The organism is Amazonocrinis nigriterrae CENA67 (genome assembly GCF_016056305.1).
GTDB classification, from domain to species: Bacteria; Cyanobacteriota; Cyanobacteriia; order Cyanobacteriales; family Nostocaceae; genus Amazonocrinis; species Amazonocrinis nigriterrae.
Genome location: NZ_JAECZC010000111.1, coordinates 30,127 through 48,103, shown reverse-complemented (window position 1 = coordinate 48,103; position 17,977 = coordinate 30,127). Strand labels below are relative to the sequence as shown.

16 protein-coding genes are annotated in these 17,977 nt (G+C 40.6%); 10 read left to right on the top strand and 6 right to left on the bottom strand.

Annotated elements, in window-relative coordinates; translation table 11 throughout:
- Positions 1-12: 12 nt before the first annotated feature.
- From I8748_RS36420 to I8748_RS33790, 3 genes are all read right to left on the bottom strand, one after another.
- Positions 13-126, bottom strand: a complete 114-nt coding sequence (locus I8748_RS36420) for a hypothetical protein (protein ID WP_198128926.1) — start codon at positions 124-126, stop codon at positions 13-15.
- Positions 93-383, bottom strand: coding sequence for a hypothetical protein (locus I8748_RS33795; RefSeq protein ID WP_198128845.1), 291 nt, complete (start codon positions 381-383; stop codon positions 93-95). The genes I8748_RS36420 and I8748_RS33795 overlap by 34 nt, the downstream gene beginning before the upstream one ends.
- Before the next feature lie 199 nt (positions 384-582).
- Complete coding sequence (locus tag I8748_RS33790) at positions 583-2,100, bottom strand: thioredoxin-like domain-containing protein (RefSeq protein ID WP_198128844.1); 1,518 nt, start codon at positions 2,098-2,100, stop codon at positions 583-585.
- Between the two features lie 293 nt (positions 2,101-2,393).
- Here I8748_RS33790 and I8748_RS33785 point away from each other — a divergent pair, with 293 nt between their 5' ends.
- Positions 2,394-3,320, top strand: a complete 927-nt coding sequence (locus I8748_RS33785; RefSeq protein WP_404800395.1) for a glutaminase — start codon at positions 2,394-2,396, stop codon at positions 3,318-3,320.
- 44 nt (positions 3,321-3,364) lie between these two features.
- Here the strand turns inward: I8748_RS33785 and I8748_RS33780 are convergent, their stop codons facing one another.
- A complete protein-coding gene (locus I8748_RS33780) occupies positions 3,365-4,993 on the bottom strand; it encodes a hypothetical protein (RefSeq protein WP_198128843.1) in 1,629 nt (542 codons plus the stop codon).
- Positions 4,994-5,507: 514 nt separating this feature from the next.
- Here I8748_RS33780 and psaA point away from each other — a divergent pair.
- From psaA to I8748_RS33745, 7 genes are all read left to right on the top strand, one after another.
- Entirely contained in the window at positions 5,508-7,766 is a 2,259-nt protein-coding gene (gene psaA, locus I8748_RS33775; protein WP_198128842.1) for a photosystem I core protein PsaA, read from the top strand.
- 132 nt (positions 7,767-7,898) lie between these two features.
- Positions 7,899-10,124 (top strand): photosystem I core protein PsaB, encoded by a 2,226-nt coding sequence (psaB, locus tag I8748_RS33770; protein WP_198128841.1) that lies wholly within the window; start codon positions 7,899-7,901, stop codon positions 10,122-10,124.
- Positions 10,125-10,262: 138 nt separating this feature from the next.
- Positions 10,263-12,104: a DUF262 domain-containing protein gene (locus tag I8748_RS33765; protein ID WP_198128840.1), complete on the top strand. Its 1,842-nt coding sequence runs from the start codon at positions 10,263-10,265 to the stop codon at positions 12,102-12,104.
- A gap of 15 nt (positions 12,105-12,119) precedes the next feature.
- Positions 12,120-12,326: a hypothetical protein gene (locus I8748_RS33760; protein WP_198128839.1), complete on the top strand. Its 207-nt coding sequence runs from the start codon at positions 12,120-12,122 to the stop codon at positions 12,324-12,326.
- Positions 12,326-12,673 (top strand): type II toxin-antitoxin system PemK/MazF family toxin, encoded by a 348-nt coding sequence (locus tag I8748_RS33755; protein WP_198128838.1) that lies wholly within the window; start codon positions 12,326-12,328, stop codon positions 12,671-12,673. The genes I8748_RS33760 and I8748_RS33755 overlap by 1 nt, the downstream gene beginning before the upstream one ends.
- A 76-nt stretch (positions 12,674-12,749) precedes the next feature.
- Positions 12,750-13,190, top strand: coding sequence for a cyanase (cynS, locus tag I8748_RS33750; RefSeq protein ID WP_198128837.1), 441 nt, complete (start codon positions 12,750-12,752; stop codon positions 13,188-13,190).
- Between the two features lie 96 nt (positions 13,191-13,286).
- On the top strand, positions 13,287-14,192 hold the full coding sequence (locus tag I8748_RS33745) for a DNA-methyltransferase (RefSeq protein ID WP_198128836.1): 906 nt from the start codon (positions 13,287-13,289) through the stop codon (positions 14,190-14,192).
- Between the two features lie 190 nt (positions 14,193-14,382).
- On the opposite strand, the gene I8748_RS33740 is transcribed toward I8748_RS33745, so the two are convergent.
- Positions 14,383-14,595 (bottom strand): hypothetical protein, encoded by a 213-nt coding sequence (locus I8748_RS33740; RefSeq protein WP_198128835.1) that lies wholly within the window; start codon positions 14,593-14,595, stop codon positions 14,383-14,385.
- A gap of 902 nt (positions 14,596-15,497) precedes the next feature.
- Here I8748_RS33740 and I8748_RS33735 point away from each other — a divergent pair.
- Together I8748_RS33735 and I8748_RS33730 are read left to right on the top strand one after the other, a co-directional pair.
- The gene (locus I8748_RS33735) at positions 15,498-16,565 is read left to right on the top strand and encodes an SGNH/GDSL hydrolase family protein (protein WP_198128834.1); all 1,068 of its coding nucleotides are present in this window, start codon (positions 15,498-15,500) and stop codon (positions 16,563-16,565) included.
- Positions 16,566-16,584: 19 nt separating this feature from the next.
- Entirely contained in the window at positions 16,585-16,947 is a 363-nt protein-coding gene (locus I8748_RS33730; RefSeq protein WP_198128833.1) for a DUF4864 domain-containing protein, read from the top strand.
- A 78-nt stretch (positions 16,948-17,025) separates the two neighbouring features.
- Here I8748_RS33730 and larE read toward each other — a convergent pair whose 3' ends face one another.
- Positions 17,026-17,856: an ATP-dependent sacrificial sulfur transferase LarE gene (larE, locus tag I8748_RS33725; RefSeq protein ID WP_198128832.1), complete on the bottom strand. Its 831-nt coding sequence runs from the start codon at positions 17,854-17,856 to the stop codon at positions 17,026-17,028.
- Positions 17,857-17,977: the final 121 nt, after the last annotated feature.

The window sequence follows — 17,977 nt, the reverse complement described above, 5'->3', positions numbered from 1 at the left end:
TCTATTTGAAGGTTAACTAGGTTCATTTGGATAAAATTCAATAATTAAATTATTTTGCTGATTACTATTAGGATATATAGTTATTTCAATTGCTAATTTACCTTTCTGCCACCCTTTACCATCAATTTTAAGAACCTGACAATTTTAACAGCATTTAATTTAACTTCACTGAAGGGTATAAACTCATCACCAGCAGAGATGTTAGCAAACAAACTACCAACTGAATTTTTAGTAAGCTGACTTTTATAGGTGCAAACTTCATGATGCCATTTATTTACCAATTGTCGTATAACTAATTCTCTTAATCTACTTACTTTATAAGTATGTTTTTCAAATAACACTACATCATCTCCACAGTCTAAAGTAATACATTTATTTTTCATAACTATATTTATACTATTAATTGAAAGTATCAATTAAATTATATTGTGATTTTACTAGTAGTAGTTTAGTATAAATACTGAATGAAAAAATCGTATCAAGTGATCGCTCAACAAAATCTTTCTTTTAAATCTCACGCAAAGACGCAAAGACGCAAAGTTATTCTTAGCGCCTTTGCGCCTTTGCGTGAGATAATTCCTTCTATAAATTCGCCGGAACACACACATCAGGCGCACACAAACCGGGAAATTGTAACGTTGTCACCTCAAACGTATTCAAATCTACTTTACGGATAGCATGATTATTAGTATCAGCAACATATAAATATGAACTTATAGCACTCAATCCCGAAGGTTCAAAAAAGCGGCTATTCTTACCTTGACCATCTTGTAAACCAGCAGCACCATCGCCTAAAACAGTTTGACAATTCCCTGTACTAGGACTAACTAATTTAATTTTGTGATTGTAAGTATCAGCTACCCACAAATAATTTTGAGCATATTCTACACCTAAACAATGCTGTAACCGCACATCCTCGCCTTGTCCATCAACATCACCAAAACCAAATAAACCACCACTACCACAAACAGTTGTTACTTGTTGCGGTTCTACTAATTTCACACCACGAATTGAACTGACTTCGCTGTCAGCAATATATAATTCTTCTCCATTGGTAGTGATACCACTGGGTTGTGCAAAAGCAGACTCAGTTAATAAACCATCAACACAAGCTTCTGCACCAGTTCCAGCATAGGTTTTAATAATGCTAGTTTCTAAATCCATTTGCCAAATTTGATGCGGGCCAGCCATTGCAATAAATAATGTATTACCAACTTTTACTAAATCCCAAGGAGAATTCAACACAGTTTCTAAACCAACACCTCCATGAGGATAAATATTGTGGCTTTGTTCACCAGTTCCGGCGATGGTTTCCACAACTTGACGCTGTAAATCAATTCGTCGCAACGCATGATTTTCTGTATCTGCAACGTAAAGAATCTGATTTTCAGCATCAAATGTCATTCCTTGGGGTGCAAAAAACTGTGCTTCGTTAAAAGCACCGTCAGTTAAACCAGATTTACCCGTACCAATTAAATGCAAAATTTCGCCATCAAAGTTACTCATCACTAAGCGATGATGTCCAGAGTCGGCGATGAATAAACCTGCTGGATTAGCTAAAACTTTACCAGGAAAAGCTAAGGGTGTGATTAATGGTTGACGCTGTTTTTCTAAAGTCAAGCTAAGTTCTTGAAAATTAATAGTGCCTTTTTCAAGGTGTTGGGTAATTAATTGTTCAATTAGTTGATCTAAAGCGTCACGATTTCCTTCACCAGAGACGTAGCCAACCACATAACCTTCTGGATCGATGACCATTAAGGTAGGCCAAGCACGCACAGTATACTCTTCCCAAACTCGGAAACCACTATCTACTATAACTGGGTGTTCAATGTCATAGCGCAAAATAGCTTGGCGGATACTTTCGGTTTCTTTTTCGTTGTCAAATTTGGCAGAGTGGACACCAATAACTGTAAGGCTATCTTTGTATTTTTGTTCTAAATATTTTAGGTCTGGTAGAACGTGCAAACAGTTGATACAGCAGTATGTCCAAAAGTCTAAAATTACAACTCTACCTTTGAGTTGTTTTAGAGATAAAGGTTTATCTGTATTTAACCAAGAATAATTTTGCGGTAATTCTGGCGCTCTAACACGGGAAGGCATAAAGAATTAAAAATTAAGAATTAAAAATTAAAAATGCAAGCATTATGCTTATTAACTATAGGTTAATACGGTTCTGTTAAGTCTAAGACTTTGTGTCAAATTAAATTTTTTTAACAACCCGCCAAGGACGCAGAGAGAAGAAAGAAAAGGAAGAAATCCGTCACTGAACTGTATTGAACTATAGTAGAACTTACGCAATAACTCTTTTAAACTCTTATTTCTTCACGTCTTTTGTGTGCTTTGCAGTTCGTTTTTTTGATACTTTTGCGTAAGTCCTGTATAAGTAATTTGAAGTGGCTGGATCTTTTGTGAAAGAATTTGACACATTAAGTAATACAGAGTTATTAGACTGGCTACAACTAGCTAAAACCCAAGCTGAACGAGGACGAATTGTCGATCGCATCCCAAAATTAGCTTCAGCAGATCCTCGCTGGTTTGCAGTTCACATCTGCTGTGAATCAAAGCATTACAGCCTTGGGGATACAGGTTGTGTTTTTCCGTTGATGAGTGTAATTAAGCCATTTTCGTTCCTCTATCTGCTAGAACATATGGGAGCAGAAACAGTGTTACAGTGGGTGGGAATTCAACCTTCTGATGCACCGTTCAATTCTCTAGATCAACTAATTGCCGATCGCGGACACCCCCGCAATCCGATGATTAATAGTGGTGCTATTGCCCTTGCAGATAAGTTACCAGGAAAAAATGGTAGTGATCGCACTCAATTATTCTGTCAATGGTTAAATCAATTAGCAGGTTGTCAACTCAAGTTAGATCAGGCGCTGTTGGCTTCTGTACGTTCATCACGTTCCCCCGCAAATCAAGCGATCGCAAATTATCTCGCTGAAAGCGGACATCTTTACAATCTTGATATAGCCCTTGACACTTACGAGCAAATATGCTGTTTATCTGCTCAGGTTGAGGATTTAGCTTTACTGGGAAAACTGCTTGCTTATGAAAGTGGTTTTTTAGCATCAAAACACCGCCAAATTGTTAACGGCGTGATGTTAACCTGTGGACTTTACGAAGCTTCTGCCGAGTTTGTCGTCAGAATTGGTCTACCGATGAAATCAGGAATTGGTGGCGGACTTTTAGCAATCGTACCAGGTGAGGGGGCGATCGCTACTTACAGTCCTTGCTTGGATAGTACAGGGAATTCAGTAGCAGCGATCGCCTTTGTTGAAGCTTTATCGCAAAAGTTAAAGTTGAGTATCTTCAGCTAACGAAAGTTGATTATCAATAACAGATGACAGTCATCAGCCATCAGTCATTGTTTTTCAACTTCAGAAACTCCTGTTTTTGGTAACTCAGTGGCTTCAGGTGATGGTGTTACCTCTAGCTGTGGTTCTGCTGCTGGAGACTCAATAATCTCTGGTAGCGTGGGGGTTAAGCTTGGCGATGGTTGGACATTGCGACGAAAACGATTAAAAAATCCGCCAAATCTTTGTTTTTGAGGTTGAGGAACTACAGTTTTTGGTAATTCTGTTGCTTCAGGTGTGGGTGTCACCTCTGACTGTGGTTCTGGTGTAGTTTCTGGAAGCGGTATAACCGGTTCTGGTGTAGGAGATTCAATAATCTTTGTTTCAGGAACTTCTTTTTGTGGTAATTCTGTCGCAGGTGTTACTTCTGGCTGCGGTTCAGGTGTGGTTTCTGGTGTGCTAGGGGATGGTTGGACAGTGGGACGGGGACGACGGTTAAAAATGCCGCCAAATCGCTGTTTTTCAGGTTCAGGAACTACTTTTTTTGGTAACTCTGTTGCTTGGGGTGTAGGCGTTACTTCTTTTTGTGGTGACTCGGTTGGTTGTGTTTGGGGAATTTCTGGAACTTTAGTTTCAGGAATTGGCTGTTTTTCTTCGGCTGGCTGTGGTTGAGGTGTAATTTCCACAGCAGGAGTTGTGGTAGGGGTAGGCGTGGGGATTGGTTCAGTAATTGGTTTTTTGACGTAATTTTGGTCTACAATGCCACGTACATCATCAGCTTTCAGTTCTCCTCTGACAATTCTCGACAGAGTGTCTTTCCCCTTTGGCTGGTAGTTAATCACTCTGACAGTAGTGTTAAAAGCATTTTTTACAGGATTTCCTTGGTTATCCAAAAATTCCAGTTTTACCCAGTTTTTACCAGGCTGAAAGCCTTTGAGATAAACTGCTTGCCAACTGTCAAGCACAAAGCTTTCGCCATTAATCGTACAGCGGATGCGCCAATCTCCAAATTGATCATTGGGGTTGTCTTTAGTAGCAAGGTGTAGGGGAGCATTAGTCAAGTAAAAATCCAGTAGGATTGGTTCTGCCCCATAATTGTCTTTGGGACGGCTGTAGGTGAGTAAGGGCAAAGCTGCATCCGGTTGGTTGTCGTCACTTTTGGTAAAAATGTGAAATGTTGTCTGGGCATAAGCGCCTTCATTTTTAAAGCTTTCATGCCAAGGACGCGAGGCAAAGACGCGCAGGGTATGAGTACCAGGAGACAAGTCTGGCAAAACTAACGGCTGCTTCAAATCGTAAACAGCCACATAAGGTTGATTATCGAGAATTACATGTAAATGAGGCCCTAATTCAAATTGTGGGTCTTTAAATATTGGTAAATCTTTAACCTGAAAGTTAACTTTAACAGTGTTTTCCTCTAGGACTTCATCAGGTTTAGGAGTAACTATTGTAACTTGTGGTCGATAAACTTCTAAAGCTGGGCGTAGTTCTTGAATGACATCAGGAGGGGAAACTTCTGAAAATTGTTGAGAAATCTGTTGAGGTTTTTCTGTATAGCCAATGGATACTTCTTTACTAACAGCTTTTTCACCACAACTAGCTAAATTCAATACCAGCACTAAAGTTATTAAGCATCTAAAAATAGCAAAACTCCTAGAGAGGAGCTTCTGTAAAATCGGCTTCTGCCACAAATTCATGCTTTACACCCAAAGTATAGTCTTCAACAACTGACAAATTATTTTGGCTTAAACTGTCCACTCGGAACTATAGCCCAAAAGGTGAAATCTTCCCTTCATGCCACGAGATTTCCCATTCACACAGTTAACAGTCTCAGTCAATCGTCATCAGTTAACGCCCACAATAAGTAGTTTGCAATTTATACGCCGTTTTAGCAAAGCACAGAATTTCTACTATATACAGTAAAATCATAAATTTTACGAATTGTTATCCTTTGTAAATTATATGAAGAAACTATTGACTTTTTGGACAAGACTAGGAACTTACAAGGTAGCAAAGGCAATTATTTCAGGGATTTTGAATTATTGTTAAAATGTGTCTAACAGTGTACGAGTGAAGACTCTATAATTCAACAGAAACAACACTCCACATCAAGAGTCTTCCATCGCTGCTCCAGAGTTTTCTGGGAGCTGTGATAGCGGTTCACTTTGTGGTATCCATGATTCCTCATTCCTTATCCAGAGAGGAGGTCGAATGACAATCAGTCCTCCGGAGCGAGAGGAAAAAAAGGCCAGAGTGATAGTTGATAACGATCCGGTTCCTACCTCATTTGAGAAATGGGCACAACCAGGACACTTTGACAGAACTCTAGCCAGAGGTCCCAAAACCACCACATGGATTTGGAACCTTCATGCCCTCGCCCACGATTTCGATACACATACAAGCGATTTAGAAGAAATATCCCGCAAGATATTTGCCGCGCACTTCGGGCATTTGGCCGTAGTGACAATCTGGCTCAGCGGGATGATATTCCACGGGGCTAAGTTCTCTAACTACGAAGCGTGGTTAAGCGACCCGTTGAATGTCAAGCCAAGCGCTCAAGTCGTTTGGCCAATTGTGGGACAAGACATCCTCAATGGTGATGTCGGTGGTGGTTTCCACGGCATTCAAATCACCTCTGGCTTGTTCCAAGTATGGCGTGGCTGGGGTATTACCAACTCCTTCCAACTGTATGTAACTGCCATTGGCGGCTTGGTATTAGCAGGCTTGTTCCTATTTGCAGGTTGGTTCCATTACCACAAGCGCGCTCCTAAACTGGAATGGTTCCAGAATGTGGAGTCAATGCTGAATCACCACTTGCAAGTGTTGCTAGGTTGTGGTTCCTTGGGATGGGCTGGTCACTTGATCCATGTGTCTGCACCAACCAACAAACTTTTGGATGCAGGCGTCGCCCTCAAAGACATACCCCTGCCCCACGAATTCATCCTGAACAAAGACTTGTTGATTGAGCTTTATCCTGGCTTTGCTAGTGGTTTAGCACCTTTCTTCACTTTGAACTGGGGTCAGTATGCTGACTTCCTGACATTCAAAGGCGGTCTGAACCCAGTAACAGGTGGCTTGTGGCTGACAGATATTTCTCATCACCACCTAGCGATCGCAGTACTGTTTATCATTGCTGGTCACCAATACCGCACCAACTGGGGTATCGGTCACAGCATTAAAGAGATCCTAGAAAACCATAAAGGGCCCTTCACTGGTGAAGGTCACAAAGGTCTCTACGAAAACCTGACCACATCTTGGCACGCTCAGCTGGCAACTAACCTTGCCTTCTTGGGTTCCCTGACCATCATCATCGCGCACCACATGTATGCGATGCCCCCCTATCCATACTTGGCAACTGATTACGCTACGCAGTTGTGCATATTCACTCACCATATTTGGATTGGTGGCTTCCTGATCGTTGGTGGAGCAGCTCACGCAGCTATCTTCATGGTGCGGGATTATGATCCGGTGGTGAACCAAAACAACCTACTGGATCGGGTGATTCGTCACCGGGATGCGATTATCTCTCATCTCAACTGGGTGTCTATTTTCCTTGGCTTCCACAGCTTTGGACTTTACATCCACAACGACACAATGCGTGCGTTGGGTCGTCCTCAAGACATGTTCTCTGATACGGCAATTCAGTTGCAGCCAGTATTTGCTCAGTGGGTACAAAATATCCACGCCTTAGCTCCTGGTAGCACTGCACCCAATGCCTTAGAACCTGTGAGCTATGTGTTTGGCGGTGGTATTTTGGCTGTAGGTGGCAAAGTCGCAGCAGCACCCATTGCTTTGGGTACAGCTGACTTTTTGATTCACCACATTCACGCCTTCACCATTCACGTAACAGTACTAATTCTGCTCAAGGGCGTATTGTTTGCCCGCAGTTCTCGTCTGATTCCAGACAAGGCAAACCTAGGCTTCCGCTTCCCTTGCGACGGCCCTGGTCGTGGCGGCACATGTCAAGTATCTGGTTGGGATCATGTGTTCCTCGGATTGTTCTGGATGTACAACTCCCTATCCATTGTGATTTTCCACTTCAGTTGGAAAATGCAATCAGATGTTTGGGGTACTGTAGATGCAGACGGTACTGTAACAACCATCACAGGTGGTAACTTTGCCCAAAGTGCCATCACCATCAACGGTTGGTTGCGTGACTTCTTGTGGGCGCAAGCTTCACAAGTAATCAACTCCTATGGCAGTGCGCTATCTGCTTATGGACTCATGTTCTTGGGCGCTCACTTTGTTTGGGCATTCAGCTTGATGTTCCTGTTCAGTGGTCGCGGCTACTGGCAAGAATTAATTGAGTCCATCGTTTGGGCGCATAATAAACTAAGGGTAGCGCCATCAATCCAGCCTCGCGCTCTGAGCATCATTCAAGGACGGGCTGTTGGTGTAGCTCACTACCTCTTAGGAGGAATAGCCACAACCTGGGCTTTCTTCCACGCACACATCCTTTCAGTAGGGTAGTAATCAGTTATATGTAGTGCTGAGTGCTGAGTGCTGAGTGGTGAGGAGTTAAAACTCAGCACTCAGGACTCAAAACTCAGAACTTCAGAAGCTGATACCTGATGGCTAAAGGTCAGAGGAATTATCAAACCTATGGCAACAAAATTTCCAAAATTTAGCCAGGATCTCGCACAGGATCCGACTACACGTCGGATATGGTATGCGATCGCTACAGGCAACGACTTTGAAAGTCACGATGGCATGACAGAAGAAAATCTTTACCAAAAGATTTTCGCAACTCACTTCGGTCACTTGGCAATCATCTTCCTGTGGGCATCGAGCCTCCTGTTCCACGTAGCCTGGCAAGGTAACTTTGAACAGTGGATCAAAGATCCCCTTCACGTACGCCCCATCGCTCACGCGATTTGGGATCCCCACTTTGGTAAACCAGCGATCGAAGCGTTTACCCAAGCAGGTGCAAACTATCCAGTAAACATTACCTACTCTGGTATCTACCACTGGTGGTATACCATCGGTATGCGGACAAACAGCGAACTGTACACCGGTTCAGTCTTCCTGCTAATCTTCGCAGCTGTGTTATTGTTCGCTGGCTGGCTGCACTTACAACCCAAGTTCCGTCCTAGCTTGGCATGGTTCAAGAGCGCTGAACATCGCCTCAACCACCACCTAGCAGGTCTATTTGGTGTTAGCTCTTTGGCTTGGGCAGGTCACTTGATTCACGTTGCTATCCCCGAAGCTCGCGGACAGCACGTAGGTTGGGATAACTTCCTAACCACCGCACCCCACCCAGCAGGTTTGACACCTTTCTTCACAGGAAACTGGGGTGTATACGCTCAAAACCCTGACACTCCTGGGCATGTGTTCAGCACATCTCAAGGTGCAGGAACAGCGATTCTAACTTTCTTGGGTGGTTTCCATCCTCAGACAGAATCCTTGTGGTTGACCGATATTGCTCACCACCACTTGGCGATCGCAGTACTATTCATTGTTGCCGGTCACATGTACCGGACAAACTTTGGGATTGGTCACAGTCTCAAAGAGGCATTGAATGCTAAGAGCTTCTTTGGTATTCCCGTTGAAGGCCCATTCAACTTGCCTCACCAAGGTATTTATGATACCTACAACAACTCCTTACACTTCCAGTTGGGTTGGCACTTAGCTGCCTTGGGTGTGGTTACATCCTTGGTAGCACAGCACATGTACTCACTGCCTTCTTACGCATTTATTGCTAAGGACTACACAACTCAGGCAGCTTTGTACACACACCATCAGTACATTGCTATATTCCTGATGGTAGGTGCTTTCGCCCACGGAGCAATCTTCTGGGTTCGTGACTACGACCCCGAACAAAACAAAGGCAACGTTCTCGACCGTGTATTGAAGCACAAAGAAGCGATTATCTCCCACCTCAGCTGGGTATCCCTTTTCTTGGGCTTCCACACCCTCGGTTTATACGTCCACAACGACGTAGTAGTAGCTTTTGGTACTCCTGAAAAGCAAATCTTGATTGAACCGGTCTTTGCTCAGTTCATTCAAGCTGCTCACGGTAAAGTACTTTACGGGTTAGACACCTTGTTGTCTAACCCTGATAGCGTCGCTTACACAGCATGGCCCAACTACGGCAACGTATGGCTACCAGGCTGGTTAGATGCGATCAACTCCAGCACCAATTCTCTGTTCTTAACCATTGGCCCTGGCGACTTCTTGGTACACCATGCGATCGCCCTCGGCTTGCACACCACCACCTTGATTTTGGTCAAAGGTGCTTTGGATGCGCGTGGTTCTAAGCTGATGCCCGATAAAAAGGACTTCGGCTATTCCTTCCCCTGTGACGGCCCCGGCCGTGGCGGTACTTGCGATATCTCCGCTTGGGACGCTTTCTACCTAGCATTGTTCTGGGCATTGAACACAGTCGGTTGGTTAACCTTCTACTGGCACTGGAAACACCTAGGTATTTGGCAAGGTAACGTTGCTCAGTTCAACGAAAACTCCACATACCTCATGGGTTGGTTCCGTGATTACCTGTGGGCTAACTCTGCTCAGTTGATTAACGGTTACAACCCATACGGCGTGAATAACCTGTCTGTTTGGGCTTGGATGTTCCTCTTCGGACACCTAGTTTGGGCAACTGGCTTCATGTTCTTAATCTCCTGGAGAGGTTACTGGCAAGAGTTGATTGAAACTCTGGTTTGGGCGCACGAACGTACTCCTCTAGCTAACTTGGTTCGCTGGAAAGATAAGCCCGTGGCTCTATCCATCGTTCAAGCTCGTTTGGTTGGTCTAGCTCACTTCACCGTTGGTTATGTCTTGACCTACGCAGCCTTCCTGATTGCCTCTACGGCTGGTAAGTTCGGTTGATCTGGCTACTAGTTTTGTAGATAAGTAATAAAAATCCCCTGCTTAATGGCGGGGGATTTTTATTACTTAATAATTACACCTGACATTTGATATCTTCAGCTACGCTAATAAAAGAAGATGCTTATTTATGTAAAAACTATGACTATGCAACCTGAAAGTACATCCTTAGGAGATTTGTTTTGTCGTCGTATTCCTTTTAAAGTACCAAAATACCAAAGAGCTTTTGATTGGGAACAAGAAGAAATTGATGATTTTATTAAAGATTTGTTAGTACTTTATAAGGCAAGACAAGTTAATCCTAGTCAACCAAGAAAACATTTCTTTGGTGGGTTAGTAAGTATAAAACAGCATATACCCAATAGTTATACAGGAAATCTTTATGATTTGGTTGATGGTCAGCAAAGGCTAGCAACTTTTACAATGACAATTGCTTCCCTTGTTAAAGCATTCGAGTCTCTTGCTAATGAAGCTGAAGCTGAAAAAGATATAGAAACTTCACAAGCAGCTAAATCTTATGCAAGTACTACTAGAGATGAATACTTAGAATATAAAGAAGTCGTAAATAACCAATTACAGCCGCGTCTTCGCCTTACTCTCTCAAAAGCCGATCACGTCTTTTTTGAAGACTTGATAAATGGCCGCAGTCCTCAATGCTCACGAGATTCTCATAAAAAATTACAAGTTGCATGGGATTCTATTAGGAAAAATCTTATTGATAAAATCCTGAGTGATATTAGTAAATCCAGTGTTTCTGATAAACTCAATTCTCTTCTACAATTACGGAAGTCTATTATAGAAGACTGTTATGTAATTTATATTGTTAGTGAGGATAGAAGTGAAGCTTACAGATTATTTGCGGTACTAAATGATAGAGGGAGAGAGTTGAGTGATGGAAATAAACTGCGCTCAGATACTCTTGAATTACTAGAAAAACACGAGAGAGAACAAGGACTTGCTGAAGATAACTGGGACACAATACTTAGCTATCCAGCAACAGAAGTAGACCAATTCTTTAGAAATTACTATGCATCTCATCAGGGTAAGGGTGCAGCAAAGAGAAATTTAGCAGATACATTTCGAGATGATATATTTAAATTTCCACCTGGAGTAGTTTTAGAAATTTCTGAAACTGAAGAAGCTAAAAAAGTATCTCATACTATTTCTGATATAAAAAATGAGCAACAAGTTTTTATAGAAATATTAGAACGAAGGTGGCCTTATCGAGATGCAACAGCTTCAGACTGGCAACAGGAAAGACTACAACGTTTAATAAAAGTATTAAGGCATACACTTTGTATACCTCTTTTACTTAGTGTTTACCATTGTCTTTCGGAAAAAGTATTTATAGAAATTATAGACATTTTGGAACGCTTTGCTTTTCGCTACATTACTATTGTAGGAGCGCACGCTGAGAAAATATCTACAATATATTATGATCACGCGAAGTTAATTAGACAAGCACCGCAACAATATAATATTTCTACTTTAAGAGATGAATTGAAAGCAGTACAAGAAAAATATGCACCTGATGAGACTTTTGAATCTCTATTAATACAAAAATTAAGCTATCAAGATAATTCCTCCAAAAAAATGATTATTAGACATTTTTTAACTACATTAGAAGATCATATTGAGTGGTATCATAATGGTGCAAATGGGAAACCAAAACCAAATGAAATAAGTATTTTTGATTTAAGCAAAGTTACAATAGAGCATATATACCCGCAGAATGCTAGCAGTACTTCCATAATTGAAGAGCTTGAGTTATTAAAGAACGACATTGGTAATTTGTCTTTTTGGCCTGGTCGTAACAACAATAGTGCAGGTAATAAGTCATTTTTTGATAAAAAAAGTCTTTACGAACAATCAAATGTAACATTCAATAGGGAGTTAGCAAAATTAAATGATTGGGATAAAAATCACTTCGAGCAACGAAGAAACAAATTACTAAAAATGGCGAAAAAGGTTTTTACTGTCTAAAGATTAAGTCAGCCTATGAACACTAAACTTGTGGAATCGCTGTTGCAGGTTATCTTATCTCTTTCTGATGAAGAGCGATCGCTCTTAGAGAAAAAACTTTTTTTCGATTCATCAGAACCTCCAACCCGTGACCTAATACAACTTGCTCAAATTGGTGGTTCATTTAAATTTCTTGAAGATGAACCAGACATATACTCCCTTGAAGACGGAGAACCTATCTAATGTCTCTCCAAAAAGGTGATATCGTCTTGGTTCCATTTCCGTTTACAGACTTGAGTGGAACAAAGCTACGCCCTGGTTTAGTTTTATGGGTAGATACTATGGGGGATGATATCACTTTATGTTTTATTTCATCTCAAAATATAAGTAGTTTGAGTCCAGAAGAGTTTATCTTAGATCCTTCAGAGCCAGATTTTACTAATACTGGATTACGAGTTGCTTCTAAAGTTAGAGTAACTCGAATAACCACTATAGAACGTAAACTAATCACTAGAAGGATAGGTAAATTAGGAGCAAGTCAAGTTCAACATTTGAATACAGTAATACTTCAAGCCTTGAAACTGACATAATGTGAAGCCTGTTATCAACCTAGTGACCGCGATCGCCTAAAATAAACTAGCAGAAATTAACTAACGGAGTTATCAGGTGTCTATTCCCGAAATTACACAAACACTATTAGCAGCAAAAAAAGCTAAAGGACTAAGTTTCGCTGATTTAGAAAAAATTCTTGGACGCGATGAAGTATGGATTGCAGCTTTATTCTACCGTCAAGCTACTGCTTCCCAAGAAGAAGCAAAGTTACTGGTGGACGCATTAGGGTTAGATGCAAGCTACATTCAACAATTGGCTGAATACCCTGTGAAAGGATTGGGGCCAGTTGTACCAACCGACCCACTGATTTATCGTTTTTATGAAATTATGCAAGTCTATGGGTATCCACTTAAAGACGTAATTCAGGAAAAGTTCGGCGATGGAATTATGAGCGCTATTGATTTTACTTTAGATGTGGAGAAAGAAGAAGACCCCAAAGGCGATCGCGTGAAAATTATTATGTCTGGCAAATTTCTACCCTACAAAAAATGGTAGCCTCTTAGTTTTGCAGAGAATAGGGTTTACCTATGTTGATACTAACTACTAACATATAAATATGACGATGCGCTAATTACACAACATTAATTATTCTTGACAGACGAAACTGAAAAAAACCGCCTAACTAGTCTTTGTAGCCCTTATTATACTCAAACTAACGGAGCAGTATATTTGGGTGATAGCCTAGAGCTAATTAAATTCATTGATGATAACAGTATTAATTTAATCTTGACATCACCGCCGTTTGCTCTCACCCGCAAAAAAGAATACGGGAACGAAAGTGCGGAAAAATATATTGAGTGGTTTCTACCTTTTGCCTATGAATTTAAAAGAGTACTAAAAACTGATGGCTCACTCGTTATAGACTTAGGCGGTGCTTATCTTCCTGGGATACCTGTACGGAGTATTTACCAATACGAACTTTTAGTTAAATTATGTAAGGAAGTTGGCTTTTTTCTCGCTCAAGAATTCTATCACTACAATCCGGCTCGATTGCCTACTCCTGCTGAGTGGGTGACAATCAGACGGATTCGAGTTAAAGATTCAGTAAACGTTGTTTGGTGGTTATCCAAAACACCAACTCCCAAAGCAGACAATCGAAAAGTTTTAAAGCCATATAGCCAAAGTATGAAGCAATTACTCAAAAATGGCTATACTCCTAAAATACGTCCGAGTGGACATGATATTTCTGACAAGTTCCAAAAAGATAACCAGGGTGCAATTCCGCCGAATTTATTAGAAATTGCTAACACTGAATCAAATAGTGTTTATTTACGTCGTTGTAAAGCAGCAGGAGTTAAAACCCATCCAGCACGTTTTCCTCAAGGGTTCGCCGAGTTCTTTATCAAATTTTTAACTGATAAAGATGATATCGTTTTAGATCCATTTGCAGGTTCTAATACAACTGGGTTTGTTTGTGAAACTTTACAACGCCGATGGATATCTTTTGAGATTAATGAGAATTATCTCCTAGGAAGCCGTTATCGCTTCAGTCAATAGTCAATGAAGTTAATAGTGAGAGATGATTAAGATTTGTAAATACTGTACGGGCGGGTTTATCGACATATCTTGCTACCAATTTAGTAAGATTGCGGAATTTGCCCCTACAACTTCTGTACGGGCGGGTAAGGAACGCATATCTTGCTACTAATTGAATAAGATTGCAAAACCCGCCCCTACAACTACTCACTCAAATCTCTCCATTAACTTGCATTTGATGAACTTGATTTGCTAACTCTTGACGACCTTGATCATCAAGCTTGTCAATCGCTAACATCCCCATAAGAATAACTTCTTTCAGGGTTAACCGTGTTGAATGTGCCTGTTTTTGCACAATCTCCTTAATAATTGGACTAACACCAATCGCTGTACTAGCTCTTGCCACAGAATAATAGGGAAACACTAATCACTTCGCCTAAATCTTAGCACTTTCAATGAAGTTCTTCTATAACAGATAGAATTGATTTTAATTATGTAAAAACTTATATTTATGTGTTGAAGTATAAAAACTAGAATTTATAAATTTAGCTAATAAAAGATAATCAGATAGATAAGTTAAATTCTGACATTTCTGGACAATTTTTACTAGATGCTTAATCACACTATCAGAAGTACCAGCCAAATTTTACACGGAAATCAAGCAATTTTTTGATATTTAATCAAAACTTGCACTGTATATAACAGTGACATTAATTGCTATCAAGCTATTTGAGATCTATTTGATGTTCGGCAGTTGTTTATAGTTAGTAATAACTATCAGTTTGACTAACTTTCTGCTTGCTGCTTGATAGGCAAATGCACTTAGATGTTGCATTATTGTCTGTGAATATATTCATTAGTCATTTGTAAACATAAGATCTAGTCCACTTACTTCAAACTTAGAAACCAAAGCAACGCAGTGGCTCCTAATGACAAGTGAGAAATGACAAACTCAATAGTACCGCTACGCAAAAGTCAAAATTCCAAAGTAAAAATGCTTATAAACTCAGCTTTTCAGTGGATATGTCAACTAAATGCATAACAGTCTGAATTCAAATTTCCGAATTTAGGTAGAGATTTCGTGTTTTAGCAAAATCAAAAGCAAAAACTCTTGCCAGTTGTGGTTTTGACAAATTTTAGTACTTGCAGCTGATAAAAAGATGCGTTAAAGAAATTGTAAATTGTCAAATAGAATCTCGTTAAGTCGCTTTACAGAACTATACAGTACCCCTGAAAATAATTACTTGACCAAAGTAAAATTGCCGTAAATACAGGCAATTGATGCTGTCAAGCGTAAAAAACAGTAATCAGAGGAGAGACAAAGTGATGAGAGAGCCTTATCTGTTGGCAGCAAGCTTGTTAACAGGATTAGCATTACCAACATCGACTCTTCCACAAGTGTCGATGATGCTACCAGAAAGTTCTCAATTCCTGTCTGATTTTAAACACAATTACCAGCCAACAGTAGGTAAAACTAGCATTCCCAGCTTTGATATTTATTTCGCACAATTCAGTAGTCAGATGTTGCCATACTCACATGCTTTACAACCAAAAGTAGGTCAGAAAAGCATCGCCAGCTTGGACACATCCTTACCACAATTCAGCAACCAGGTATCAACATCACCAACAGAACCATTAGTCAATGATAGTTATCAACCAGCTAGACTCCCACTCACATCTGGCAATCAACTTTATTACCAAAGATTAGCGGCACTAAAAACAGGCCAGATTTATACACACATGTATGGTCATAGTGTGCAGTCATTATCGGAGTCAACCCAGAAGCGTCAACTCACTTATGAAGACTGGAAAAATTTATTAGCTTTAGAAGCTAAAGCAATCACTAAAATTCAAGATGCAAATAATTTGAGCATCTTAGTAGGTGATTCTTTAAGTATGTGGTTTCCCACAGAAAAATTGCCTGCTGGTAAATTATGGCTAAATCAAGGAATATCTGGAGATACTTCTGGAGGCATTTTAAAAAGATTGGCAGCCTTTTCGGCAACAAGACCAGAGGCGATTTACATTATGGCTGGGATTAACGACTTACGCAAAGGTGCTAGTGATGAAACTATTGTGCGTAATCACCGCCAGATTATCCGCAGTCTGAAGCACAGTCACCCAAAAACAAAGATAATTATCGAATCAATTCTGCCTACTCGCCTACCAACAATCAGTAATAGCCGTATTCGTCACATCAATGCACAACTTGCGCTAATTGCAAAACAAGAAGGAGCCACTTATCTCAATATCTATAGTTGGTTTGTGGATTATCAAGGAAATTTGCGTTTAGAGTTAACTACAGATGGATTACATTTATCACCAGATGGGTATGATGTTTGGCGCTCAGCACTAGATCAGATGGAATTTCAGCTGACTCAGCGCGGGAAATGAGCGATCGCAGTTTAAATTTATGGAAATTACTGATAGAGATTTTGTCACCATACGTTCTGTCATTGAACGTCAATTAGAAGCCTTTCAAAAAGATGATGCTCAAGGTGCTTTTGCCTTTGCCAGTCCTGGAATTCAGGAACAATTTTGCACTCCAGAAAATTTTATGCAGATGGTGAGAAAGCATTATCCTGCCGTATACCGTCCTCGTTCTGTCTTCTTTGAGAAGATTACAATTATCCAGGGCAACATCACTCAGCCAGTGCTGCTACTTAGTCCTCATGGAGTTCCTTTGAGAGCTTTATATTTTATGGAAAAACAGCCAGACGATACCTGGAGGATTAACGGTTGCTTTCTAGTGTCTGTGAAAGCAGAAATTATTTAATTTTGGGAATTGGGAATTGGGAATTGGGAATTGGGAATTGGAAATGGGGAGATTGTTAACAAATTACCAATCATCAATTTAGGAGTTGGCACTTAAGGGTTGTTGGTTTAAAACCTGATTTAACTTACCACTGCGGTAACCTTCTAAATCTAAGGTGACGTAGATAAAGCCAAAATCTTGAAATGCAGAAACTACTGAGGGTAAATTTGTAGTTAAAACAAATTCTTTAATTTGTTCTGGTAACAATTCAATGCGTGCTGTGTCTCCTTCAGAGCGCACACGCAAATTATGCCAACCTAGCTTTCGCAAATAAATTTCTGCCCTACCTACTCGTTGCAACTTGGCTACAGTAATTTCTTCACCATAGGGAAAACGAGAACTCAGACAAGGTTGGGCGGGTTTATCCCACCAAGGTAATCCTAGTTGTTGTGAAAGTTGACGGACTTCAGCTTTTGTGATACCGACTTCTGCTAAAGGCGATCGCGCACCTCTTTCTTTAGCTGCTTGAATACCTGGGCGATAATCATGCAAATCATCGGCGTTTACCCCATCTACCACAAAAGGATAACCCAACTCCAAAGCTAAAGGTTTAAGAGTGTCGTGCAATTCGCTTTTACAAAAATAGCAACGGTTAACAGGGTTAGAAGTGTAATTGGGATTGTCCATTTCGTGAGTCTGGACAATTTGGTGAGGAATCCCAATAGTTGCAGCTTGAATTTTGGCGTCTTCTAACTCTTCTGGTAAAAGAGAAGGAGAAACTGCTGTGATTGCCAAAGCGCGAGATCCCAACACCTCATAAGCAATCTTGGCAACCAAAGTACTATCCACACCACCAGAGTAGGCAATCAAAGCCTGCTCCATTTCTGTAAAAATAGCTTTTATTTGCTCAAGTTTTTCTGTCAGTATCATTTTCCAATCCCATCAAAACCTGATAACGCCCAATAAATATCATTTTAGTCAATAGTCATTAGTCAGTGGTCAGTTGTCAGTGGTCAGTTGTCAGTTGTCAGTTGTCAGTGGTCAGTAGTTA

Excerpts from the sequence above, each read along its gene's own strand:
- I8748_RS33780 (WP_198128843.1), bottom strand. The coding sequence starts at position 4,993 with ATGAATTTGTGGCAGAAGCCGATTTTACAGAAGCTCCTCTCTAGGAGT.
- I8748_RS33735 (WP_198128834.1), top strand. The coding sequence starts at position 15,498 with ATGAGAGAGCCTTATCTGTTGGCAGCAAGCTTGTTAACAGGATTAGCA.
- I8748_RS33730 (WP_198128833.1), top strand. The coding sequence starts at position 16,585 with ATGGAAATTACTGATAGAGATTTTGTCACCATACGTTCTGTCATTGAA.
- I8748_RS33755 (WP_198128838.1), top strand. The coding sequence starts at position 12,326 with ATGTCTCTCCAAAAAGGTGATATCGTCTTGGTTCCATTTCCGTTTACA.
- I8748_RS33790 (WP_198128844.1), bottom strand. The coding sequence starts at position 2,100 with ATGCCTTCCCGTGTTAGAGCGCCAGAATTACCGCAAAATTATTCTTGG.
- I8748_RS33795 (WP_198128845.1), bottom strand. The coding sequence starts at position 383 with ATGAAAAATAAATGTATTACTTTAGACTGTGGAGATGATGTAGTGTTA.
- I8748_RS33765 (WP_198128840.1), top strand. The coding sequence starts at position 10,263 with ATGACTATGCAACCTGAAAGTACATCCTTAGGAGATTTGTTTTGTCGT.
- I8748_RS33760 (WP_198128839.1), top strand. The coding sequence starts at position 12,120 with ATGAACACTAAACTTGTGGAATCGCTGTTGCAGGTTATCTTATCTCTT.
- larE (WP_198128832.1), bottom strand. The coding sequence starts at position 17,856 with ATGATACTGACAGAAAAACTTGAGCAAATAAAAGCTATTTTTACAGAA.
- psaB (WP_198128841.1), top strand. The coding sequence starts at position 7,899 with ATGGCAACAAAATTTCCAAAATTTAGCCAGGATCTCGCACAGGATCCG.
- psaA (WP_198128842.1), top strand. The coding sequence starts at position 5,508 with ATGACAATCAGTCCTCCGGAGCGAGAGGAAAAAAAGGCCAGAGTGATA.